Source organism: Ignatzschineria sp. 22MB058224 (genome assembly GCF_058188435.1).
Genome location: NZ_CP187366.1, coordinates 1,995,006 through 2,017,552, shown reverse-complemented (window position 1 = coordinate 2,017,552; position 22,547 = coordinate 1,995,006). Strand labels below are relative to the sequence as shown.

Here is a 22,547-nt window from a genome sequence, read left to right as displayed (position 1 = left end):
TTAAAAATACGATTTAATTATATTAATGATTCTTACTCATAAAAGGTTATCCTATAACCACAATAGGATAAATATTTTATATAAGCAATTGGAGAATAGAGATGAATCAAAATCCTCGTTACAAAATCCACTCCGAAGTGTATGAGCGCTATGAGAACTTTAGTCATATAATTGAAGATTGCAAAACGAAGGAGGCAATCATTATCGATCCAGCATGGAACGAACTCTATTTTATCGATCGCCTTAATGAATTAAAATTAACCCCCAAAGCAATTTGGTTAACCCATGGACATCATGATCATGTGAGCGCTGTCAAAGCACTGCGAGAGCACTTTCCTATTCCTGTATATGCATCTGCCGTTGAAATCGATTATATCCAATCTTTCCCCAAAGACGATCTCCCCCTTGCTTTTCGAGAGCTTCCTGATGATGTAATTCCTCTGAACGATAATGACACGCTTGATTTTGCAGAAGAATCCGTCAAAATAATTTTAACACCCGGTCACAGTCCTGGCTCAATCTGCTATGTTCTTAGTAATGATATTATTACTGGCGATACACTTTTTGTGGATGGTGCCGGCAGAACAGATCTTTCAGGATCAGATCCCGAAGCATTATTTAATTCACTGAATCGAATTAAAAATGAAGTCCCACACCATCTTGTGATTCATACAGGTCACGCATACGGCCCAACAGATACGGATACCATCGCACATCAATTAAAAACAAATCCTTTTTTGCAGCGACTCAATGATAAAAAAGAATTTATTCATTATCGTATGTCTCGTTAATAAATGTAAATTTATAATAATCAATTGCAACATTTGTTAAATAATAATATTATTTAACAATAATATGTGAATCTACATTATTTTATTAAGGAAGATCTATGAGCCATCTCAGATTAATTAGTCTAATAATACTGTTAGTTATTAATACTATGAACATCATTTATGGTGAGTCAATTGAGTGCCATAACAGAGGTGATCTTTCTGAAAAATATTGTGACAATAATTTCAATCTAGTCGCAGATAGACCGTCTGACCCTGAAAAATTTATCACTCCCAAAACATTAATACTCTCATTTTCACCTTTTGAAGATATGACTCCTTACACTGCCAGCATTTCTCGCTTCATGGATCATCTTGAATCCTGCTTACAGACCAAAGTGATCTATTATCAAGCACAGAGCAATGAAGCAGAAATTGAGGCTATGCGATCTGGAATTCTTCATGTGGCAGGGCTCTCTTCTGGCACCACTGTGGAGGCCGTAAATCGTGCAGGAGCCGTTCCTTTCGCTGCTAAAGGAAACGAAAATGGGCTCATTAACTCACGATTAATTATTATTGTTCGAAGCGATAGTCCTTACAAAGAACCGGCAGATCTTAAAGGTAAACGTATTGCCCATACAGACCCCATTTCAAACTCAGGACATTTAGGCGGTCTCGCACTGCTACCTAAAGAGGGGATCATCCCTGGAATCGATTATAAAATCGTCTTCTCCAGTAAACATGATCTCTCTGCTCAAGGTGTTAAATCGGGCGATTATGATGCAGCGATTATCTCCTCCGATGTTTTACAACGCATGATTCTCCGAGGCAGGGTCAATGAGGGAGATTTCAGAATCATCTATCAAAGTGAACCATTCCCCTCTGCTGCAATGAGTTACGCTTATAATCTTGATCCACAATTTCGTCACAAATTAACCCAATGTATTTTTGACTATCGCTTTAGCGAACCGATGCAGCAAGAGTTTATAGGAGCGGACCGATTTATCCCCATTAATTATCAAAAAGATTGGACCTACATTCGTTCATTATTAAAAGATGCCGAAAAAATTAACCAGCTTATTTACCAAACCGTAATTCCCGGTAGTAAAAACGGTTAGGATGTAACTGTGCAAGAAAATTATCAGCTTGTAAATTCATCTCGCCATCTTGATTATTTACACACACGCTATCAGCGAGTAATTTTGCAGAAAAAGGTGCGGTAATCATTCCTCTTGCACCGTGAGCAGTAGAAAGATATAAACCATATTCCCACGGGACTTTCACTTCAGGAATCACTTTGGCATCCAATCGGATTTTGGCAAACGATTGCATAAATTTGGGATAATTGGCAATAGGGCCAACTACTGGTAAAGACCCCATTACACTAACACGACACGCTGTACGTCCAGTTATTGAATCGAATATTGTCTCTTCTTCATTCATAATTGCTTGCCATAGCTCTGGAGCATTCTCTTTCAACATCCTTAAATTCTCCCAGTGATCTTCTTGTGTTACTGCAATATCACGATCATTATGATGAAAAGTAGCTCCAAAAGTCGTCTGAAAATTTCCATCTTTTTCAATTGATGGGGCAATATAACCTCTCCCACTTATCACCACTTTCAAATCCGTCTTGCTCGAAAATGTTGACGTCTGTCCTTTTGCAAAATGATAAGGGATTTTTGCACATTGCAACAAATCTCCACTATTCTTTCCCATTGCCTGAATGACAACTTTCGCAGTAAAATCTTTTTTATCCGTTACTACAGTCCATAATGGGGAGCTCTCTGAAATGGGCAGGTTAAAAATTTCTCTTACGGTATGATTATTTTTCAACGTAATATTAGGATGATTCAATAGTGCTAATACAAAAGCTTGCGGTGCTACCCACCCAGATGTAGGAAAAAAGAGCCCTCCAGAAGCAAGTTCAATATTCGCGATACTTTCCGCTTCTTCTTTTGTAACAGAATAGAGAAGCGCTTTTGGATAAAGCCTTGATAACTGCTGTTGTCGCTCTGGCTTACGTTCTGCAAATGCTAACTGAATAAGTCCGCAATCATCCCAATCTCTTCCTTTTATTAGTAAGCCCTCCGCTGTTAAAGTTTGCAATACTAATCGAGTATAATGAAATCCTTCAACCACAAGTCGATTTTGCTCATTTTCATTCGGGGATAACTTAAGATACAACATCCCTTGTGGATTTCCCGATCCTTCCTGAGCAGGAGCTACATTTTTATCTAGCACAAGTACGCGTAGCCCCTGCTTTGCAAACTCATAAGCACAACTAGCGCCCGCAATACCTGCACCGATCACAAGGCAGTCATAATCAACACAATAAGATTGATAATCGAATGAATATATATCAAGATTCGGTTGTTGCAACCAGGGGATTTTTTTCATAATTTTGAAATACTCTTTTAGAAGATAATCTTAAAATTCATTAAATAAATTTAATTATATTTTTCATTTTATCAATAGCGCTAGAAGAATCTTGTATAGTGCTATAAAATATAGCAATAGGGTAACTTCACCCGATTTTACTATTGATAAAAGGTTTGTAAAATGAATAAATTCTATAAAGTGGCTCTTGGTGTAGCCCTAGCAACTCTTCTTGTTGCCTGTAATGATAACAAAACAGATGCAGATACCACTAAATCATCTCCAGATACGGCAGTTAACACAACCCAGAACCAAGAAGTAGCTGTCTACGAAATTGATCAACCTGGTGTGAAAATTAAAATGACTATCGTCGGAGAAAACGATAAAGTTATTAAACAAATTACCAACAGCACAATTGAATATTCAGCTATTGGCGCGACAAATGCTGAAGAAGCTAAAAAAATCCTCACTGAATTAACCAACAACATGGATTATTCATCAATCAAAGGTATTACCTATGAGATGAATTATGGCCCTACTTCTGCGGAAGAAAATATTACCGTGGATCTTGCAAAAGCAGATCTCTCACAATTAGCTTCACTTCCTGGCTCTGCAATTGATGGCGATCCTAATCAAGGCGTGAGCTTTAAAGCAACTGGCGAGCTTTTAGAAAGCTCAGGCTTTAAAAAGCAACAGTAACTTGAACCTAAAAAAATTTATCATTGTGTATGAATATTTATAAAAAAGCTAGTGCATCAAGCACCAGCTTTTTTTATTGTACTTTTCAAGTTTACTTTGAAGAATTGTGCATAGATACTATCAATCTCTTATAATAACGACGCAATCCCCAAAGCGCCAGAAGGCTATATGCCCCCATCAGAATAATCAAATTATTCAATTGAGGTCGAACATTCTCGAGCGTACCATCCATCTGGTTCATCGTAATCATACTCGTAATTGCAGGATAGACAGGTAGAATACTACGTACAAAATAGATTCCATCTGGAATCATCTCTTTTGGCCAACTCATCCCCGATAAAAAGAACACTAACATACTCGATGGCATTACGATTAAAAAGATATCATCAAATTTTCGGAAAAATTGCCCAACAAAAATACCAAGAAAAATCGTACCCGACAAGAAAACAGCCCCTATGACGAACAAATTACGGATCGTGCCATGAAACGGTAACTGGTAAAAAATAGGAGTTATCCCCATATAAACTATAAATATCAACCCTGAAATTAACAGATAAGCTAGCCACTTCCCAACCAATGTATAGAATGCTATTACAAATGGTGATATCGCTTGATCTGCCACTAAGGATTGATCAAACTCAGAACGTCTCGTTAAAATCACCGATAACATGACAGCGATAAAAAGGCATTGGTAGACAATCAGAACATACACCGGTGGAATAATATAAGTAGCATAACCACTTTGTGGATTATAAAGCGGCACAATCACGGGTGTAATAGGGGCGCTATTCCCCTGTGCAATTGCAGGATCGATCCCTTGCTGTATCTGCCGATTTGCTCCGATCTTTTGACTCATCGCACGCACGACAGACTGAACAGCAGAAGAGATTTTACTATAAATAATCACATAACTTGCATCCCCATAATATGAGAGTGCCGCAGAGCGTCCACTTAATACATCTTGCTCAAAATTAAAAGGAACCCATAAAATGGCATACACTTCACGATTACGCATCAAATGTTCCGCTTCAGACATCGTCGAAACATGATTCACTACATTAATACTATCAGTTGCATTTAAATTACGAATAATCTCTCGGCTTAATGTACTATTATCCTGATCCACTACAACGGTTGGTGCCTCGCGTACCTCTTCATTATCGTAAGGAATTGGATAGTAGAAAAAATAGAGCACACTACCGGTAATCAAGATACTCATAACGGCGTTTATTTTAAAAACGTTGAGTATCTCATGTAAAAAAATTCGAAAAATAGTCTTAAACATGTTTTGCCCTCTTACACATCATGTGCAAACGAAGCATGATCAAAAGATAGATAACAATTCCAATGATCACCAACCATAGTAATGGTTCTAAGTTATAAGGTAACTCTTGCCCTCTAAGTGTTTGATCTAAACGAATCTCGGAATACCATGTAATCGGTAAAATTGCTCCCCAAGCAATCGCAAACCCGCCCATCGCAATTCGTGGAAAAAACAATCCAACAAATCCAAATGCCGGTGAAGAAAAACTACTTGCAGCTCCATAATTGAGAACACGTTTCGGTAACCAAAGAGTTAGAAAAATCGCCCAAAGTTGTGCGGTAATGATGAAGAGCAATGTCCCTATATAGAGCAACCAAACAGAGCCTCGAAGCGGGAGATCAAAAAAGAGAACAAGTACAGCGTCCAACACTAAATGCGCCACAAAAAAACAGACGATGTATGGCAACATCTTGTTAAAAAGATAACGATTCAGTCGTCCATTTGCCATTGCTATCGGTACTACTACACCACCTGATTTATATTTATCACGCACCATTGTATAAACCATTGTGAGCATAATAAGAATCTGAATCAGTGTTGGTACAACACCATTAACTAATGTATAGATATAATTTAACGTAGGATTAAATACCGCATGTGCTTCGAGTTTTATAGGTGATAACTGTTCTTGAGCAATCTTCCCCGCGACGCCTTGAGACAATAATCGATCTTTTTGATAATTAGAAGTAACCGCTGCTAATACTTGAGAAAAACCTTTGTTAAGCGCACTTCCAACCGACATATATTGATTATTATAAAAAGCAGTCACTTCAGGTGATACATTTGCTAGAAGATTTTTTTCATAATCATTAGGAATTAATAAAATTCCATACACTTCGCCAGATAACAGGGCTTGTTTTGCATCATAAAGAGAGTTATCTCTGCGAGCAATTAATATCTCGGGTTTCGCCGCAATATCATGAATCAACGAACGAGAAGCAACTGTTCTATCCATATCTACAACAGTAATGGGTGCCTGCTGAATAATTCCTTGATGCATCAAGTAGGTAAAAAACAGAATTACCAAAAGCGGATAACAAAATAAGCAAAAGAGTAGTGCTTTTGCTCTCATGATAAAATTTAACTCTCGATAGAGTACCGAAAAAAAATGTTCTCGGACTGTTTTTTTCGTAACAGACTGTTTCATCAACATTCCTTCGATTAATTACTGTGACGAGATTTCCAGTTTGCAATAACACTCATTCCTGGTAACAGCCCATCTACTTTATTCAGCGGCTTTGCACGCACTTCAAAAGTTCTTAAATCAAAATCACCGGTTGCTTTGGTTGCTTGCCAATTAGCAAATTGTCCTAAAGGATTAATTGCTTGAATATAGACTTCAATATCTTTTTTTAATGCCGGCACATAAATCGAGAAGTGATCGCCAACCGCTGCATAGTTGAGATAATCTTCTCGAATATTGAATGTTAACCAAAGATCATCCATATTCACTAATGAATAGAGTGGCGTCCCAGGATTATAAAGCTGACCAACTTCAACCACCCGGGCAGTGACTTGTCCATCTGCTGGTGCATATACAGTTAAAGTTTCAACATCTGTTTTTACTTGATTTAGTGCAGATAAAGCCTGCTCTACCTGCGCATCAGCTAGACGTTTTTGCTCGATACTACTACCATTAACCGCCAACTCATAATTTGCCTTGGCGGCCGATGCGGCATCAACAGCAGCACTAAAGGAGTTCCGAGCAACATCTAAATTCTGTTGTGAAATCCCCCCTTTGGGCGCTGCTTGCTCCATCCGATCTAAATTTGTTTTAGCAAGTCTTAAATCTGACTCTGCTTTCTCATATTGGGCACGCATTGCCTCAATTGTCTCAGGACGTGTACTATAAGTAACATCACGATTTGCAACCGCTACATTGTATTGTGCTTGAGCAGTTGCTAATTGAGCTTCAAGAGCTGGGCTTTCCATTTTTAAAAGAAGATCACCCTTTTTAACATTATCACCAAGTTCCGCAACCCACTCAGTTGCACGACCCTGAACTCGCACGGAAATATCCACACGATTTGCTGCAACTTCCCCTTGGAATACTAATTCTGGACGATGATTCGAGATATAAAATAACGTACATATTAGAAGAATAACAATCCCAACAATAATGGCGATAGTTGTTTTGATGTTTTGCATAATTAAATTAATCCACTTAAATCGTTAGCGAAAAAGATACCCATTAAATGAATATAATATCATGCTTCATTTATTATCACCTATATTAGAAAACAAACTTATAGAAAGTTTTTTAACTTATTGGAAATATATTAGTGTTTATTTACATTACCAAGTCAATCCCTCAAGATTAATATCCGATCGATGATCAGTAATGAGACTGGTCAGTACTTCTGCACTACCCGCCGCCAAAGTAAAACCGAGACTTCCATGACCAACATTCAACCATAAATTTTTATATTTTGTCCGACCTAAAATTGGGGGACCCTCTGGCGTTGAGGGGCGTGATCCACTCCATTGTTTAGCATCCTCAATATTTTTAATCATCGGGAAAGTTTTCTGAACAATTTTGAACAAACCACGGATACGATTCTCTCGAGTTCCTGCTTTTTCATAACCAATATCTACCATTGCCGCAATACGTAAAGCATTACCTAATTGAGCATAGACAACCTTATGAGCATAATCCGTAACACTGAGCAGAGGAATTGCAGACTTTGTTGTTTGTGTTAGCGGTAATGTAAGACTATACCCTTTAAGTGGATAGATTGGCAGATCAATGCCAATGGGTTTAAGGAGTGCACGCGCACCATTCCCGGCAGCAATTACGAGATGGTCAACTTTGACATCCCCTTGATTTGTTTTAAGCGCTATCACCTTTGCATTGTCAATGATTATACTCTCAACTTTACAGTTCATTTTAAAAGTGAAATCAGGATGAGACTGCAAAAATTTAAGAATCGCTTGACAAAACTGATAGGCATCTGCTGTTTCATCTCTAGGCGCATATATGCCACCAACTAACGTTTCTTCGATACCTTTTAGAGCAGGTTCTAAGGCGGAGATTTGTAAAGGAGTTAAAACTTCTTGGAAAGTGGGATCAATTTTCCTTACTGCTTTATTAAAATCACATCGATTACGATGAATAATTAATTTACCAGAACGTTTCCAACCAAAATCCCCCAGAATATTAAGCTCACGCCATTGACTTAAAATTTTCTGACTATAAAGAGCAAGGCGCAGAGTATTTCGGTACCCTGTTTCATTCTGTTTTGCATTACAAGCCTTAATAAAACGATAGAGCCAACGCCATTGAAATAACGAAGGCTCTATTCGTAAATTAAGGGGGGAGTCTGATCTCCCCATCCATTTTAGCCCTTGCCAAAGCACGCCTTTGTCAGCAAGGGGTGAAACATACCGATAACTTAGCTGGCCTCCATTTGCAAAGCTTGCACCTTCACCAACGCCACATTCTGCATCAATTAAGGTAACTTTTGTACCTTTTAAAATTGCCGATAGCGCTGTCGAGAGACCTATTATTCCTCCACCTACAACAGTGATATATTTTGCCATCTTTTATTATTCAACCTCTAAGATCGGTATGATCCATTAGACGTTGTTTTAAGATTGATCACAATTGAATTTATCTAGGAAGATATAACCTTTGGTTATGCTCAAAGAGCCTTTTATGAAGATATTTCTGAATAAGCTTCTGATAATCTTTAGATATTTTACGTAATGGACGATCAGAACGATATAAAAGACAAAGCTCCAGCATCATCGGCTTTTTAAGCGGGTAAATCATGGATAATGGTAAAACTTCCATCGCTGAAAAAATATCACTAATAGTACAGCCAACACCCCGCTTTACAAACTCCGCTGCCATATAATAGGTATGAACATTAAGTTGCGCCGTTTTGAAAGTCCGATATTGATGGATCAACATTGATAGAGAATCAGCACCCGGATTAATCCACCGATTTTCATCTATATCATCAACGTCTATTTCTACACCATCAACGGACACCGCATCTAAATAGACTAAAGGGACTTTTGCAATAGGGACCGAAATAATCCCTTGCTCCTGAAGCGGCTTAAAACTGATCGCAAAATCAAGCTGATAAGCACTTAACAACCGAATTAACTCTCCCGTATGATGTGTGCTAACCTCAATTTGAGCATCGGGATGCTGTTTTAAAAAAAGTGTTGTTGCTTCCGGAATCAAACTAAGACCTAAACTCGGTAGACAACCCATCGACAGTTTTGCATGAGAACTTTGAGCGAGATTCGTGGCAATTGACTGTAAATCATTGAGTTCTTCGTAAATCAGTTTTGCTTTGTCAAACAGAATCAGCGCTTCTTTTGTTGGAACGAGCTTTCCACGGGTTCGTTCAAACAATAGATAACCAAGCCGTATTTCAGCATGCTTTAATGTTTTACTGACAGCTGGTTGAGAGATATTCAACATATCTGCCGCTCTTGAAATAGAGCCACAAACCATTACCGCATAAAAAGCCTCTAAATGACGAGTATTCATTGCCTATTATCTTACAAAGAAAAAATTCAATTACATCTATGAAACTACTATACCTCAACGACGCAACAAAACAGATATTAAATGCCTACGCTCTTAATAAAATCTATATGGTAATTGACTTTCTAAGGCTTGCTCGCTACTATCGCATTTAATATACCTAAAAATATAATAATATTAAAAGATACTATGCACTCAACCTTTGATAAATATAAACTACCGTCTAAAGCGATGCATATCTTGGTTCCACTATTCCTCTCTTGTGGAATGTCATGCATCGTTTCCTTTGTCAGCACAATTATGAGTATTGGCTGGGAAAAATTTGCTGTAACCGAATGGCTAAATGCTTGGATGTTCTCTTGGCTAATAGCTTTCCCTTCAGTACTAATTTTACTACCTATCGTCCGCAAATTAGCAATGTTTTTTATCAAAAAAACATTATAAAGTCGTTGTTATTGCATTGTTTTAACGCAATTTTATAAAAAGTTCATCGCCTTGAATAAGAACAGTTAATGGCTCTAAATTACCAATTTTAATACTCTGATGGAATCGGAAAAAGTTCCGCATTACATATCGGTTATTCTCTTTTCCCCTACCTAGTTGGCTCCATAAAAAATAACTCATCCACATACCATGACAAAAGATAATACTTCCATCTTCAAGTGTTTTGAGCACCTGGGTAAAGTCAATAACGCGTTTAGTAAACTCATTAAACGTCTCCGCATTCTTTCCAAATCGGGCATTTGGATCGGATTTAACCCAGTATTTACGAGTTAACGGCACTCTCTGCTCACCTGTTAATCCTTCTACTAGCTCAAAACTAATTGTATTAAATTCATTTAATTGCGCTAAAGGCTGAGGTTCGAGATTGAATTTAGAGCATAATGGCTTCGCTGATTGTTTTGTTCGTATAAACTCGGAGATATAAATCTTTGTTGGCTTATCAACAATTGATTGAGCCAAAATTTTCGCTTTTTGTTGACCTTCATCTGTAATTAATATCTCTGCATTAGGCTTACTAATACCGCCAATGTTTGTTTCACTCTCTGCATGTCTATATATCGTAATTTTCTTCATCGTGGTCATTCCCCATCTATCCAATCCATAAATCTTGATCAATATAAAACGCTAAGCCATTGTTCATAGCTTAGCGTTTTATATATCATTAAAACTTAAATATAATCAATAAGTTAATTAAATTATATTTACTCAACTTCTTTCATCGTAAGGCGAATACGGCCTTGACGGTCAATTTCAAGTACTTTAACTTTTACAACTTGACCGACTGCAAGATGATCACCAACATTTTGAATACGCTCTTCTGACGGAATTTGTGAAACATGCACCATTCCATCTTGTCCTGGACGCAAGTTTACAAATGCACCGAAGTCCATAATACGAACAATTGGCGCTTCATATACTGAACCGATTTCAATATCAGAAGTAATCTCTTCAATACGTTTTTTCGCAGCTTCAGCTTGGTCATTATTCACAGCTGAAATACGCACTTCACCGCTATCTTCAATTTCAATAATTGCACCAGTTTCTTCAGTAATTGCACGGATTGTAACCCCACCTTTACCAATAACATCACGAATTTTATCTGGGTTAATACGAATTGTTGTAATGCGTGGTGCAAACTCAGAAATTGACTCACGTGAATGACTAATCACTTTATTCATCTCATCAAGAATATGCAGTCGTGCAACTTTTGCTTGTGAAAGCGCAGTTTCCATAATCTCTTTAGTGATACCATCAATTTTGATATCCATCTGTAATGCCGTGATACCGTCAGTAGTACCTGCAACTTTAAAGTCCATATCACCAAGATGGTCTTCATCACCAAGAATATCCGTTAATACGGCATAATCCGCACCTTCTTTAATTAAACCCATTGCAATACCAGCAACTGGAGCTTTCAAAGGAACACCCGCATCCATTAAGGCTAATGAACTTCCGCACACTGATGCCATTGAGCTTGAACCGTTTGATTCAGTAATTTCAGAGACAACACGAATTGTATATGGATACTCATCCATGTTTGGTAATACTGCAGAAACTCCACGTTTTGCAAGATTACCATGACCAATTTCACGACGTTTTGGTGAACCAACACGACCTGTCTCTCCAACTGAATATGGAGGAAAATTGTAATGAAGCATAAAGTTTTCTTTATATTCACCTGAAAGTGCATCAATAATTTGCGCATCACGCTCTGTACCAAGTGTTGCAACAACTAATGCTTGCGTTTCTCCACGTGTAAAAAGCGCAGAACCATGTGTACGTTTTAACACGCCAACACGTGAAACGATTGGACGAACTGTTTTTGTATCACGACCATCGATACGAGGTTGACCCGCAAGAATCTGCCCACGCACAATTTGTGCACTGATATTCCCAATCTCATTTGCAACTTCTGCTGCGGTAAAGCCGTCTTCTTCACCTGTCACCAATGCTTCAATCGCTTTCTCTTTTGCAGCATTAATTGCGGCACCACGGTCTTGTTTTACAGTGATTTTAAATGCAGCCTCAAGGTCTTTACGCGCAATATCTGAAACAGCAGTTTGAAGTGCAATATTCGCTTCAGGCACTTCAAATGGGAATTTTTCATTATCTACTTTATCAGCTAGTTCTTGAATATTTTTAATGACCACTTGGAATTCGTTATGACCAAACATCACTGCACCGAGCATGACATCTTCACTTAAAAGATTTGCTTCAGATTCAACCATCAATACTGCATTTTCAGTACCCGCGACAACAAGGTCTAAATCAGATGTTTTAAGTTCTGTCAGCGTTGGATTAATGATGTATTGACCATCTTTATAGCCAACACGCGCTGCACCTAATGGGCCATTAAATGGTAAACGAGCAATTGAAAGTGCCGCTGAAGCTCCAATCATTGCAACAATATCGGTGCTGATCTCAGGATTGATAGATACAACCGTTGCAACGATTTGCACTTCATTTGTGAATGCTTCGTGAAATAATGGACGAATGGGACGATCGATTAAACGTGAGATTAAGATCTCTTGCTCTGAAGGACGACCTTCGCGGCGGAAAAAACCTCCAGGAATCTTACCTGCGGCATAAGTTTTTTCTTGATAATCCACTGTTAATGGGAAGAAATCACGTGAAGGGTCGGCATTTTTAGAGGCAACAACAGATACAAACACAGTTGTTCCTTCAATATCGACCATAACTGCTGCAGTTGCTTGACGGGCAATTTCAGCTGTTTCGATTGTGACCTTACGGCCACCATAAATAAACTCTTGAACGATTGGTTCTAATTTCATAATTTTCCTCTTTAATTCTCTGACTCTTCAAATAAAGAACTATAGAATCTAAGGGAACTGTTTTACGGTTTAAGCCCGTTGTAAAGCGTAAAACAGTGCCCCTACAGATATCTTTATTTAAAGATGCTATAAAAAACCCTCGCAAAAATGCGAGGGCTTTAATCTACGGACAGACTACACCTAGCGCATAGATAGTGTGCTGAGTATAACCTGCGAGAAACTGCATATTTATCAATTAACGACGTAATGATAAACGATCGATAAGATCTTGATAACGACCTAAATCTTTTGATTTAAGGTATGTAAGCAACTTACGACGTTTGTTAACCATTTGTAAAAGACCACGACGAGAGTGATGATCTTTTTTATTCACAGCAAAATGTGCTTGAAGCGCATTGATGTTGAATGTTAAAAGTGCCACTTGCACTTCTGGTGAACCTGTGTCGTTTGCACCACGACCAAAATCTTTAACGATTTCCGCTTTTTTCTCAGCTGTTAACATAAATTTAAACTCCAAAATATATAAAAGTGTCAATGGCGATGACAGCATTTACTGTCGGCATTATAGTACGTTTCTTATAAAACACCAAGCTTAATTCCATTTCCAAATGAGATTGTCACCCACATTTAATCCTCGTTTTTGAGCCTCACCCGCATTGAGCTCAAGTACATATTTTCCGGGTGCTTTTGCTGGATATGTTGGACAGTTCTCTGTTTTACAAGGGACTGCACTAGCGATATCAACAACATCACCATTTTCTGCAATATAGATAATGTCAAGCGGAATTAAAGTATTTTTCATCCAGAACGAGAGTGACTGAGTTCTTGGAAACATAAAGAGCATTCCACGATCTTCCGGCATCGATTCCCGAAACATCAGACCCCGCGCTTGCGAAGCTGAATCAAGCGCTAGCTCTACAATAATTGGTTGATCATGAATGCGCATCTCTCCCTCTCGTAAACCAGAGCTTGGTGAAAAACCAAATGCTGGTTTGACAATCCCCTCCCTAGCCTGCTGGATATTTTGTAACTCTTGCGTATCCCTCAACTGAGCTTTCACAAAGTTAAATACAACAATGATGCTTATACCCAACATCATCAGCCATCTTTTTAGAGAATTACTCACCAAAATCATCTTCTCCCTCATCATCCATTAATAAAATGCCATCTTTAATTAATCGTACTAATAATTGCTGTGCAATATCTGAATCTAAGAACTCTTCAAGATCTTCATAACTAAGTTCATCACTCTCTACAATCATACGTACAAAGTTAAGTTCTGATTTAGGTAAAGAATAACTCTTTCCACTTGCAAAAAGAATTACTTCACCAACTGCGATTCGATAGATCAACGTAAGCCCCGGATGGACTTCTAAATAACCGCCATCATCCAAAAACTCTAAAATACTATCTGTTGAAAACTCTTCTTCTATCGGCTCTGGCACCTGAAACATTTTAGGTTCCGTAATAAAAGCTCCAAACCACCTAGCAATCTCTTCACGATCGGTTTTAAGCGATTCCTGAATAACATTCACAACACGATCAATAGCATCTTCACTCAATATGCCGTAGTTATCTGAAGCCTCTATTTCAGGGTCACTGTAACGAGCATCTTCCATAATTTTTTCAAATTTCATCTCCATAAAATCTCGCAACATTTCACGATGTTTTGGCGCTCTAAAACCAACAGACCAGGTAACACTTCGGCCAATGTTGACACCATAATGACCAATACGAGGAGGGAGATAAAGCATATCACCTGGTTCTACAATCCATTCCTCATCTGGTTTAAAATGCTCAATTAAGCGAATATCCACGCCATCTAAAAAGTCATCTTCAGATACAGGAGCGTAACTAATCTGCCAGCGTTTTTTCCCTTGACCTTGGATTAAAAAAACATCGTAATCATCCCAATGTGCTCCAACATTACCGCCATCATCTCCAAGACTGACTTGTAAATCATCTAAACGCCAATTAGCAATAAACTCAAATGGCTCAACCATCTCTTTTAATTCTGGAAGATTTTTCTCGACATCATTCACCACGAGCATCCACTTTTTATCAGATAAATTTTCAAAATCATCCTCACTTGCTGGCCCCATTTTTAGCTGCCAAGGGTGCTCACCCCCCTCTTCAAAAATAAAACGCGACGGGATGAAGGGTTCAAATGCCAACCCAGCAATTTCATCAGCAGTAAGAGGATCTTCAAAATTTGCAAACGCATTCTTAATAAAGAGAGGCTTTTTCTGCCAATATTCAGTTAAGAACTCATATGCGGTAAGACCGCCAAGAAATTTTAATGGAGTTTTGTTTGTCATGATTTCATCATTTTAAAAAGCGAATAATAACCTCATAATACCTGAGATATACATAAGAGTACCAACTTAATTCATCAAAAAATATCTCTCAAGATTATTCTTTCAAATTAAGAAGACGCAAAACTCTCTATTCAAATTATCGACACGCTATTCTCCGAATTGCTCCGATCTGCTATAGTGCCAACAGTTTTTAACACCAAAATTTAGGATCGGCAATGAAAAAAACAATCCCTATTTTTCTTCTTAGTTTTCTAAGCATCTCCCTGGCTCAAGAAATCTTAAAATATGAAGAGAGCGCCTGCCTTACAGATCCAAGAGAAGAGCTGGAATGTTCTACAATTGAGGTCTCATTACCGATATTTGCCAATAGCAATTGGGTGAATGAATTTATTGTGAAAAATTTAATTGGCGATAAAAACTTCAATCCCCAAAATGACATCAAAGCACAAATCGATATTTACTTGAAAGAAGTTGTGCAATCAATGATTGAATTCGACCCTGATTTCAATACGATCGAAACACAATTTCTTGGCCAAAATATTATACCTCAAGGCCGCTATAAAAATTATATTGCGCTGTTAGAACGCAATGAAACCTACTTTAAAGGTGCAGCACACGGCAATGAACAACTGACGTTCTATCTATTGGATACAGAAACCAAAAGTATAATTCTGCTTGAAGATTTACTAGTCGACGAAGAAGCAAAAAATACCCTTGCATCCCTCCAATATGAAGCACTTCGAACAGTATTTTCTGAATATGATATCAATATTGATGACCATTTTGATGATGGATCTTGGGAGTTTTTCTCTACACAAAACTTTACCCCAACCTCAAACGGCATAACCTTTCTCTACAATCAATATGAAATTGGTCCTTATGCTCTAGGCCCCATCGAAATCACTGTGAATATCGACGAGCTACAAGGAATTATTAAAGATACATTCCTGCCAATTTTACGTCATTGGCAGAAATAGCTAATATCTCAATACTTACCAAAAAGCACTATCGACGCGTCCAATAGTGCTTTTAAGATTCTAATCCAACATATATTAGCAACTATCTTCGAGAGACTCGTTCAACAAGAGGCAATAGTCGTAGCTCACGCATTATATCCGCTAAATGTTTTCGATCACTAACATCAACCACAAAGCGAATTTTTACAAGCTCCTCACTAATAGGTTCTGAGGTAAACTCACCAAAATCGAGATTCATCTCTGTCACTTTTGCACTCACAGAAGCAATCGCTCCACGTCGATTTTTTGCAAGCAGAGTTAGCTGTACTGGAAAATCACCCTGTGCTTTTTTGCTCCAAGCCAGAGGGATCCAGCGATCTGTCTGCTTTTTATAGTTTTCCACATTTGCACAATCAACCTGATGAATAACCATACCATGACGTTGACTAAGATAACCAATAATCGATTCTCCCGGTAGCGGATAACAACAACGTCCTAGTGTTGTTTTCATCTTTTCAGCACCAATGATAATGTCATTTGATACTTCCAATCCGTCATCATCAAGTTCCGATGTTTCATGGAGTTCTGCCGCCAAACCTTGCTTCACCAAGAATCGATTAAGGATATAATGGACAGGATATTTCCCGCGGCCAATCGCCATTAATAACTCTTCTTTTGTTCCAAGCTCAACCTCTTCAAGTAAAAGATCTCGTTCCTCTTGAGTAAAGTCATCAAGGACAACCCCTTTTGCTTCAAGTTCTTCAAAAAGTAGTACTTCCCCAGCAGTATAAGCTTCCTTATCTGATAGCCTCGAAAGATAACTCAAAATACTCGTACGCGCTCGTGCACTAACAACATAATCAAGCCATTTAGCTGTTGGATGTGCATTTTGATCGGTAATAATCTCTACTGTTTGACCGTTATGCAGAGATTGCGATAATGGAACTTCTTGCCCGTCTACTAATATTTTTTGGCAGTGATTCCCGACCTCAGTATGGACGGCATAAGCGAAATCGATTCCCGTTGAGCCTTTTGGGAGCTCAATAATACGCCCTTTGGGCGTAAAGAGATAAATTTCTTTTGGAAAAAGATTTGCCTTCATCGCTTCCATAAACTCTTCAGAAGAGACACCACTATCTTGGAGTTCTGTCACAGAATCAAGCCACTTATTCGTTCGCATTTGATTGTGACCTTGCCCTTCATATGCATCTTTATAACGCCAATGCGCTGCTGCTCCCGCTTCCGCTATCACATGCATATCACGCGTTCGGATTTGAACCTCTACCGGCAAACCATTACGCCCGAAAACGATAGTGTGAAGGCTCTGATAACCATTTCCTTTGGGAATTGCAATATAATCTTTAAATCCACCAATGATCGGTTTATAAAGTTGATGCACCATTCCTAGAACCCGATAACATTCATCTACGGTAGAGACAATTACACGAATCGCAAAAATATCATAAACGAGTTCAATTTTACCTTTGACTTTAAGCTTGTTATAGATACTCCACAGGTGCTTTTTACGTGTTGAAATACGGGATAAAATATTGCTGCGCACAAGTCGTTCGTAGATCGTATCCTTAATTTTAGTGAGGTTTTGATTCTCATTTTCATACTTTTCTTCAATTGCTTTTGCTAAAACAGCATAACGCATCGGATAGATATTTTCGAAACAGAGATTCTCCAAATAAACCTGTAAAACATACATCCCTAGACGAGCAGCAATCGGGGCATATACTTCTAGCGTCTCATAGGCAATACGACGTTTTTTATAAGCTGGCAACGACCCTAGTGTCCGCATATTGTGCAATCTATCTGCTAACTTCACCATGATAATGCGAAGATCTTTCGTCATTGCAAGAATCATTTTGCGGAAGTTTTCAGCTTTGGCTTCTTCTTTCGAGCGAAATTTAATCTGAGTAAGCTTTGTGACACCATCAACAATTTTTGCAACTTCATCACCAAACTCAGTGGCGATTTCATCGTAACCAATTTCGGTATCTTCAATTACATCATGCAAAATAGCACCCACTAAAGATGCTTTATCAATTTGTACTTCACTTAAAATAAGTGCAACAGCTAAAGGATGAAAAATATAAGGCTCGCCCGATGAGCGAAATTGTTCCTGATGCGCAAAAGCACCATAAACACACGCTCGTTTTACCTCATCTACCTCTTCTGGCGTGAGATAGCGTCGAATAATTCGCACTAAACGATCGACTTTTATCTCAAATTCTTTACGCCATGGAAGGAGATTAGGAGGAAGTTGAATGTTTTCCATTTTCGCTCCTCAGATTTCATCCTCAAAATTACCCTGCATACTTTCAATGAAGAATAATACCTTTATTTGTCGACAACATCATCTAAAGAAAATGAACTTATATTTAAAATATTCTTTCTAAAGCATTTATTTACCAACCCTAATAAACACAATCGTTAAAAATTAAAACTCAACGTTGTACTCTTGATCTTTTGCCTTAATCTCATCAATCGTAATACCACCTTTCGCGATTTCACGAAGCGCTATCACTGTTGGTTTTGATGCACGACTAGTTCTTGCAACTGTCGGCTCTACTCCCCTTTCCAATTGTCTTGCACGCTTTGCAGCAATCGTGACTAATTGAAAACGGTTATCTACTTTTTCTAAACAATCTTGAACGGTTACACGTGCCATGTTAACTCCTAAAATTCGAAACATAGAGGACACAAAAAGGTGCCTACAATAGTTTTATTATCAAATAACGTTATAAATAAAAAGTATGATATCTCGAGAATCATGACTTTTCAGACAGTGGATCATTATACCTTTAAATACCGAGCTTTTTATCTTTTTTCTTCTAACAGATCAACGAGCAGCTGTTGGTTCTGCATCTTTTGATAAGATGTCCTTAAACGATTGACTGCGAAGATCTGTGCCATATCTTTTAAAGCGATCTCAAATTGATCATTAATTACAACATAATCAAATTTATCATAATGCTGCATTTGATTCACCGCATCTTGCATCCTTTTTGCAACAACCTCAGCAGAGTCTTGCTGGCGATCATTCAAACGTTTCGCAAGCGCTTCAATAGATGGTGGTAGAATAAAAATTAATTCTGCTTCCGGCATAAGTTTTTTTACGGATGCGGCGCCTTGCCAATCAATCACAAGTACCACATCCTTTCCCGTGGTCGTATGCTTCTCCACCTCTTTTAGGGATGTACCGTAGAAATTACCAAAGACCTCAGCATATTCTAAAAAGGCCCCTTCACCGATAAGCTTTTCAAATTCAGACACATCAACAAAATGGTAATGAATACCATTTTCCTCACCGTCTCTTGGCGCTCGTGTGGTATGAGTGACAGCACGAGTAATCCGCGAATCTTGTGCCATTAAAGCATTAATTAACGTTGTTTTACCACCACCAGAGGGGGCTGAAACAACATATAGCAGACCTTTCCCCACATTTGATTTATTTGTGCTTTGCATTCTTTCTCTCTTCTCTATTTATTTTTCAGATAGAGGCTTTTCTTGAAGGATTATTGAACTAGTATATAATAAAGCGTTAGTAATGTTATTCAATTTGCTAAAAGCACAATTTAATATCAAGTTAGTTCCTAATTATTTGGAGTAAAACTCAATTATGTTGAAAAATTTATTATTAAGCGCAAGCATTGTTGCACTATTAGGCGGCATTGCATCAGCTCAAGGACAGACTGAAGTTATTTATCTTAAACAACATGGCGACTGGAAAGTTGAATGCCTGCAAGATGAATCTCCTGAAGGAACTTTTGAAAATTGCTTAATGTCTACAACAGGAGATATCGAATTAACGAATCCTGAAGATGAAACACAAAAGCAAAAAATCAAAGCTCTTCGAGCATCGGTTGTCTATCTTGGTGAAAACCCAACATTAATTTTCAGTGCCCTCCCTGGCGCACTATTAATCCCCGGTCTTGAACTCAAAATTGATGGAAAACAACTCGAAATTGACGGATCAAAAGTTACTGGTTTAAGCTTTGAGCGTTGCTTGCCTGATGGCTGTATCACAGGCTTACCGATTGTTGATGAAAAGGTATTAAATACACTTAAAGGCTCTAACAAACTCAATGTAAGCTATACTCATGACTTCTTAGGACCGGATCCAAATAATGTAAAAATTGATGTTTCAATGAAAGGTTTTACTGCGGCACTTGATGATTTAACAAAACAGGCAACCGCAAAATAAAAACTTACAGAAATAGCACTATTTCAGAAGGGATCGCCATTGGTTCGATCCCTTTTTTAGATTATAATTATCTATCTATTTTTCTTTTCTTAAAGGCCAACCTACGATTTTAGTCGTAGATTTTCCGCCTTTCTCTATTTAATATATTGAAATATAAGTCATCACTATTTATCTATGGACTATCCACAACATTTTGGCGTAATTGTGATCGGTGGCGGTCACGCTGGTACGGAAGCGGCACTTGCAGCAGCGCGATTAGGCGTGCCAACACTTCTATTAACACATAATATTGAAACTCTGGGCCAGCTGAGCTGTAACCCTGCGATTGGTGGCATCGGCAAAGGGCAAATTGTCAAAGAAATTGATGCGCTTGGTGGTGCTATGGCTCATGTGACTGATCTTGCGGGCATACAATTTCGCATTTTAAACGCATCTAAAGGCCCTGCCGTTCGTTCAACACGTGCACAGGCAGATAGAACGCTCTATAAGTCAGCGATGCGGAAAATTTTAGATAACCAACCCAATCTCTATCTTTTCCAACAAGCGGCTGATGATTTAATTCTTAAAGGTGATAAAGTTTGCGGCGTTGTAACACAAACAGGTATTCGATTTCATGGAGAAACTGTCATTCTCACCGCAGGAACATTCCTTTCTGGCCTTATCCATATTGGTATGGAAAATTATAGTGGCGGTCGCATGGGAGATAGCGCATCGATAACACTTGCCCATCAGTTAGCAGAGTTACAACTTCATAAAGGACGTCTCAAAACAGGAACACCTCCACGAATTGATGGTAAAAGTATCGATTTTAGTAATATGACAGAACAACCCGGCGATACGCCAACTCCGGTGTTTTCATATCTTGGATCACGTGAACAGCATCCTCGTCAAGTCTCTTGTTGGACGACATATACCAATGAACAAACGCATGACATTATTCGCAGCGGCCTCGATCGTTCGCCAATGTATGCCGATAATAAAAAAATTGAAGGGTTAGGCCCGCGTTATTGTCCATCCGTTGAAGATAAAATTATGAAATTTGCTGATAAAGATCAGCATCATGTTTTTCTGGAGCCAGAAGGATTAGAAACACACGAATATTATCCGAACGGAATCTCCACAAGTCTTCCTTTCGACATTCAAGTAAAACTTGTCCGTTCAATCCCAGGACTTGAAAATGCTCATATCACGCGCCCAGGATATGCTATTGAGTATGATTTTTATGATCCTCGCGATCTTAAATTCACTTTAGAAACAAAAGCAATTGAAAACCTCTACTTTGCAGGGCAAATTAATGGTACAACTGGCTACGAAGAAGCCGCTGCACAAGGGCTTCTAGCAGGAGTAAATGCCGCTCGACGTTACCTAGAGCAAGATGCATGGTATCCCAAGCGTCATGAAGCCTATATTGGAGTAATGGTTGATGATCTCATCAATCTTGGGGTACGTGAACCTTATCGTATGTTTACATCACGTGCGGAACATCGTCTTATTTTACGGGAAGATAATGCAGATGAACGTCTGACTCCCATTGGCAGAGAGCTTGGATTAGTAGATGATTATCGTTGGGAAAAATTCCTCGAAAAACAAGAGTCGATCGCTAAAGCAGAACAGCAATTTAAAGATTGGATGATTCGAGCTGACTCCCCAGCAGGACAAAAGGTGCAACAAGAGCACAATATTGATCTTAAACAAAATATCAGAGCAATCAATCTGCTAAAACGCCCAGAAATACATCTTGATACACTGATAGAATTAAATGATACACAAGGACCTGATTTAACAGAATTTTCATCAGAAGTTCTTCAAAAAATTGAGATTCATACGAAATACGAAGGCTATATCCAACGTAGTATTGAAGATATTAAGCGAAATCAAAAATTTGAAAATGCCGCGCTCCCTGCCAATATCGATTACAGTCAAATCGAAGGCTTATCGATCGAAATTCAAGAGCGCTTAAATCAAGCACAACCAGAAACACTTGGACAAGCATCTCGTATTCAAGGGGTTACACCTGCGGCAATCTCACTCATACTGGTTCATCTGCGTAAAGGAAAACTTCCTCTTAGAAACAGACAGACAAAGGATTAA

The 22,547-nt window shown here is 38.4% G+C and carries 21 protein-coding genes; 7 read left to right on the top strand and 14 right to left on the bottom strand.

Annotation, left to right across the window (positions count from 1 at the left end):
- The first annotated feature begins 101 nt into the window (after nucleotides 1-101).
- Entirely contained in the window at nucleotides 102-791 is a 690-nt protein-coding gene (locus tag ACPF7B_RS08860) for an MBL fold metallo-hydrolase (protein ID WP_490505446.1), read from the top strand.
- 98 nt (nucleotides 792-889) lie between these two features.
- Nucleotides 890-1,888 carry a phosphate/phosphite/phosphonate ABC transporter substrate-binding protein gene (gene phnD, locus ACPF7B_RS08855; RefSeq protein WP_490505445.1) on the top strand — a complete coding sequence of 333 codons (999 nt, stop codon included), beginning with the start codon at nucleotides 890-892 and terminating at the stop codon, nucleotides 1,886-1,888.
- Here the strand turns inward: phnD and mnmC1 are convergent.
- Nucleotides 1,848-3,170, bottom strand: coding sequence for an FAD-dependent 5-carboxymethylaminomethyl-2-thiouridine(34) oxidoreductase MnmC1 (gene mnmC1, locus ACPF7B_RS08850; protein WP_490505444.1), 1,323 nt, complete (start codon nucleotides 3,168-3,170; stop codon nucleotides 1,848-1,850). The genes phnD and mnmC1 overlap by 41 nt on opposite strands.
- Nucleotides 3,171-3,332: 162 nt before the next feature.
- On the opposite strand from mnmC1, the gene ACPF7B_RS08845 reads away from it, so the two are divergent.
- The gene (locus ACPF7B_RS08845) at nucleotides 3,333-3,848 is read left to right on the top strand and encodes a DUF1307 domain-containing protein (protein ID WP_490505443.1); all 516 of its coding nucleotides are present in this window, start codon (nucleotides 3,333-3,335) and stop codon (nucleotides 3,846-3,848) included.
- A 91-nt stretch (nucleotides 3,849-3,939) separates the two neighbouring features.
- On the opposite strand, the gene ACPF7B_RS08840 is transcribed toward ACPF7B_RS08845, so the two are convergent.
- The 5 genes from ACPF7B_RS08840 to ACPF7B_RS08820 form a co-directional block, all read right to left on the bottom strand.
- Nucleotides 3,940-5,067 (bottom strand): ABC transporter permease, encoded by a 1,128-nt coding sequence (locus ACPF7B_RS08840; protein WP_490505442.1) that lies wholly within the window; start codon nucleotides 5,065-5,067, stop codon nucleotides 3,940-3,942.
- Between the two features lie 58 nt (nucleotides 5,068-5,125).
- Nucleotides 5,126-6,319, bottom strand: a complete 1,194-nt coding sequence (locus tag ACPF7B_RS08835) for an ABC transporter permease (protein ID WP_490505441.1) — start codon at nucleotides 6,317-6,319, stop codon at nucleotides 5,126-5,128.
- A gap of 14 nt (nucleotides 6,320-6,333) precedes the next feature.
- Complete coding sequence (locus tag ACPF7B_RS08830; RefSeq protein ID WP_490505440.1) at nucleotides 6,334-7,320, bottom strand: HlyD family secretion protein; 987 nt, start codon at nucleotides 7,318-7,320, stop codon at nucleotides 6,334-6,336.
- Nucleotides 7,321-7,467: 147 nt separating this feature from the next.
- Entirely contained in the window at nucleotides 7,468-8,712 is a 1,245-nt protein-coding gene (locus tag ACPF7B_RS08825; protein WP_490505439.1) for a D-amino acid dehydrogenase, read from the bottom strand.
- A 70-nt stretch (nucleotides 8,713-8,782) separates the two neighbouring features.
- Nucleotides 8,783-9,676, bottom strand: a complete 894-nt coding sequence (locus ACPF7B_RS08820; protein WP_490505438.1) for a LysR family transcriptional regulator — start codon at nucleotides 9,674-9,676, stop codon at nucleotides 8,783-8,785.
- Between the two features lie 186 nt (nucleotides 9,677-9,862).
- Between ACPF7B_RS08820 and ACPF7B_RS08815 the strand changes: the two genes are divergently transcribed.
- On the top strand, nucleotides 9,863-10,117 hold the full coding sequence (locus tag ACPF7B_RS08815; RefSeq protein ID WP_490505437.1) for a DUF2798 domain-containing protein: 255 nt from the start codon (nucleotides 9,863-9,865) through the stop codon (nucleotides 10,115-10,117).
- 21 nt (nucleotides 10,118-10,138) lie between these two features.
- Here the strand turns inward: ACPF7B_RS08815 and ACPF7B_RS08810 are convergent, their stop codons facing one another.
- The 5 genes from ACPF7B_RS08810 to ACPF7B_RS08790 form a co-directional block, all read right to left on the bottom strand.
- On the bottom strand, nucleotides 10,139-10,750 hold the full coding sequence (locus ACPF7B_RS08810) for a histidine phosphatase family protein (RefSeq protein WP_490505436.1): 612 nt from the start codon (nucleotides 10,748-10,750) through the stop codon (nucleotides 10,139-10,141).
- 128 nt (nucleotides 10,751-10,878) lie between these two features.
- Entirely contained in the window at nucleotides 10,879-12,969 is a 2,091-nt protein-coding gene (pnp, locus tag ACPF7B_RS08805) for a polyribonucleotide nucleotidyltransferase (protein ID WP_490505435.1), read from the bottom strand.
- Between the two features lie 235 nt (nucleotides 12,970-13,204).
- A complete protein-coding gene (gene rpsO, locus ACPF7B_RS08800; protein ID WP_490505434.1) occupies nucleotides 13,205-13,471 on the bottom strand; it encodes a 30S ribosomal protein S15 in 267 nt (88 codons plus the stop codon).
- Nucleotides 13,472-13,561: 90 nt separating this feature from the next.
- The gene (locus ACPF7B_RS08795) at nucleotides 13,562-14,095 is read right to left on the bottom strand and encodes a DUF192 domain-containing protein (protein WP_490505433.1); all 534 of its coding nucleotides are present in this window, start codon (nucleotides 14,093-14,095) and stop codon (nucleotides 13,562-13,564) included.
- Complete coding sequence (locus ACPF7B_RS08790; RefSeq protein WP_490505432.1) at nucleotides 14,088-15,287, bottom strand: JmjC domain-containing protein; 1,200 nt, start codon at nucleotides 15,285-15,287, stop codon at nucleotides 14,088-14,090. Before ACPF7B_RS08790 ends, ACPF7B_RS08795 begins: the two co-directional genes overlap by 8 nt.
- Before the next feature lie 215 nt (nucleotides 15,288-15,502).
- Here ACPF7B_RS08790 and ACPF7B_RS08785 point away from each other — a divergent pair, with 215 nt between their 5' ends.
- Nucleotides 15,503-16,264: an RsiV family protein gene (locus tag ACPF7B_RS08785; RefSeq protein WP_490505431.1), complete on the top strand. Its 762-nt coding sequence runs from the start codon at nucleotides 15,503-15,505 to the stop codon at nucleotides 16,262-16,264.
- Nucleotides 16,265-16,346: 82 nt separating this feature from the next.
- Here ACPF7B_RS08785 and ACPF7B_RS08780 read toward each other — a convergent pair whose 3' ends face one another.
- From ACPF7B_RS08780 to gmk, 3 genes are all read right to left on the bottom strand, one after another.
- Nucleotides 16,347-18,527, bottom strand: a complete 2,181-nt coding sequence (locus ACPF7B_RS08780) for a RelA/SpoT family protein (RefSeq protein WP_490505430.1) — start codon at nucleotides 18,525-18,527, stop codon at nucleotides 16,347-16,349.
- Nucleotides 18,528-18,689: 162 nt separating this feature from the next.
- Complete coding sequence (gene rpoZ / locus ACPF7B_RS08775) at nucleotides 18,690-18,920, bottom strand: DNA-directed RNA polymerase subunit omega (protein ID WP_490505429.1); 231 nt, start codon at nucleotides 18,918-18,920, stop codon at nucleotides 18,690-18,692.
- 149 nt (nucleotides 18,921-19,069) lie between these two features.
- The gene (gene gmk / locus ACPF7B_RS08770) at nucleotides 19,070-19,693 is read right to left on the bottom strand and encodes a guanylate kinase (protein WP_490506521.1); all 624 of its coding nucleotides are present in this window, start codon (nucleotides 19,691-19,693) and stop codon (nucleotides 19,070-19,072) included.
- 178 nt (nucleotides 19,694-19,871) lie between these two features.
- Between gmk and ACPF7B_RS08765 the strand changes: the two genes are divergently transcribed.
- Nucleotides 19,872-20,456 (top strand): invasion associated locus B family protein, encoded by a 585-nt coding sequence (locus ACPF7B_RS08765; RefSeq protein ID WP_490505428.1) that lies wholly within the window; start codon nucleotides 19,872-19,874, stop codon nucleotides 20,454-20,456.
- A 174-nt stretch (nucleotides 20,457-20,630) separates the two neighbouring features.
- Nucleotides 20,631-22,547 carry a tRNA uridine-5-carboxymethylaminomethyl(34) synthesis enzyme MnmG gene (gene mnmG / locus ACPF7B_RS08760; protein WP_490505427.1) on the top strand — a complete coding sequence of 639 codons (1,917 nt, stop codon included), beginning with the start codon at nucleotides 20,631-20,633 and terminating at the stop codon, nucleotides 22,545-22,547.

Coding starts and splice junctions, on each gene's coding strand:
- ACPF7B_RS08860 (WP_490505446.1), top strand. CDS start 102: ATGAATCAAAATCCTCGTTACAAAATCCACTCCGAAGTGTATGAGCGC.
- phnD (WP_490505445.1), top strand. CDS start 890: ATGAGCCATCTCAGATTAATTAGTCTAATAATACTGTTAGTTATTAAT.
- mnmC1 (WP_490505444.1), bottom strand. CDS start 3,170: ATGAAAAAAATCCCCTGGTTGCAACAACCGAATCTTGATATATATTCA.
- ACPF7B_RS08845 (WP_490505443.1), top strand. CDS start 3,333: ATGAATAAATTCTATAAAGTGGCTCTTGGTGTAGCCCTAGCAACTCTT.
- ACPF7B_RS08840 (WP_490505442.1), bottom strand. CDS start 5,067: ATGAGTATCTTGATTACCGGTAGTGTGCTCTATTTTTTCTACTATCCA.
- ACPF7B_RS08835 (WP_490505441.1), bottom strand. CDS start 6,319: ATGAAACAGTCTGTTACGAAAAAAACAGTCCGAGAACATTTTTTTTCG.
- ACPF7B_RS08830 (WP_490505440.1), bottom strand. CDS start 7,320: ATGCAAAACATCAAAACAACTATCGCCATTATTGTTGGGATTGTTATT.
- ACPF7B_RS08825 (WP_490505439.1), bottom strand. CDS start 8,712: ATGGCAAAATATATCACTGTTGTAGGTGGAGGAATAATAGGTCTCTCG.
- ACPF7B_RS08820 (WP_490505438.1), bottom strand. CDS start 9,676: ATGAATACTCGTCATTTAGAGGCTTTTTATGCGGTAATGGTTTGTGGC.
- ACPF7B_RS08815 (WP_490505437.1), top strand. CDS start 9,863: ATGCACTCAACCTTTGATAAATATAAACTACCGTCTAAAGCGATGCAT.
- ACPF7B_RS08810 (WP_490505436.1), bottom strand. CDS start 10,750: ATGAAGAAAATTACGATATATAGACATGCAGAGAGTGAAACAAACATT.
- pnp (WP_490505435.1), bottom strand. CDS start 12,969: ATGAAATTAGAACCAATCGTTCAAGAGTTTATTTATGGTGGCCGTAAG.
- rpsO (WP_490505434.1), bottom strand. CDS start 13,471: ATGTTAACAGCTGAGAAAAAAGCGGAAATCGTTAAAGATTTTGGTCGT.
- ACPF7B_RS08790 (WP_490505432.1), bottom strand. CDS start 15,287: ATGACAAACAAAACTCCATTAAAATTTCTTGGCGGTCTTACCGCATAT.
- ACPF7B_RS08785 (WP_490505431.1), top strand. CDS start 15,503: ATGAAAAAAACAATCCCTATTTTTCTTCTTAGTTTTCTAAGCATCTCC.
- ACPF7B_RS08780 (WP_490505430.1), bottom strand. CDS start 18,527: ATGGAAAACATTCAACTTCCTCCTAATCTCCTTCCATGGCGTAAAGAA.
- rpoZ (WP_490505429.1), bottom strand. CDS start 18,920: ATGGCACGTGTAACCGTTCAAGATTGTTTAGAAAAAGTAGATAACCGT.
- ACPF7B_RS08765 (WP_490505428.1), top strand. CDS start 19,872: ATGTTGAAAAATTTATTATTAAGCGCAAGCATTGTTGCACTATTAGGC.
- mnmG (WP_490505427.1), top strand. CDS start 20,631: ATGGACTATCCACAACATTTTGGCGTAATTGTGATCGGTGGCGGTCAC.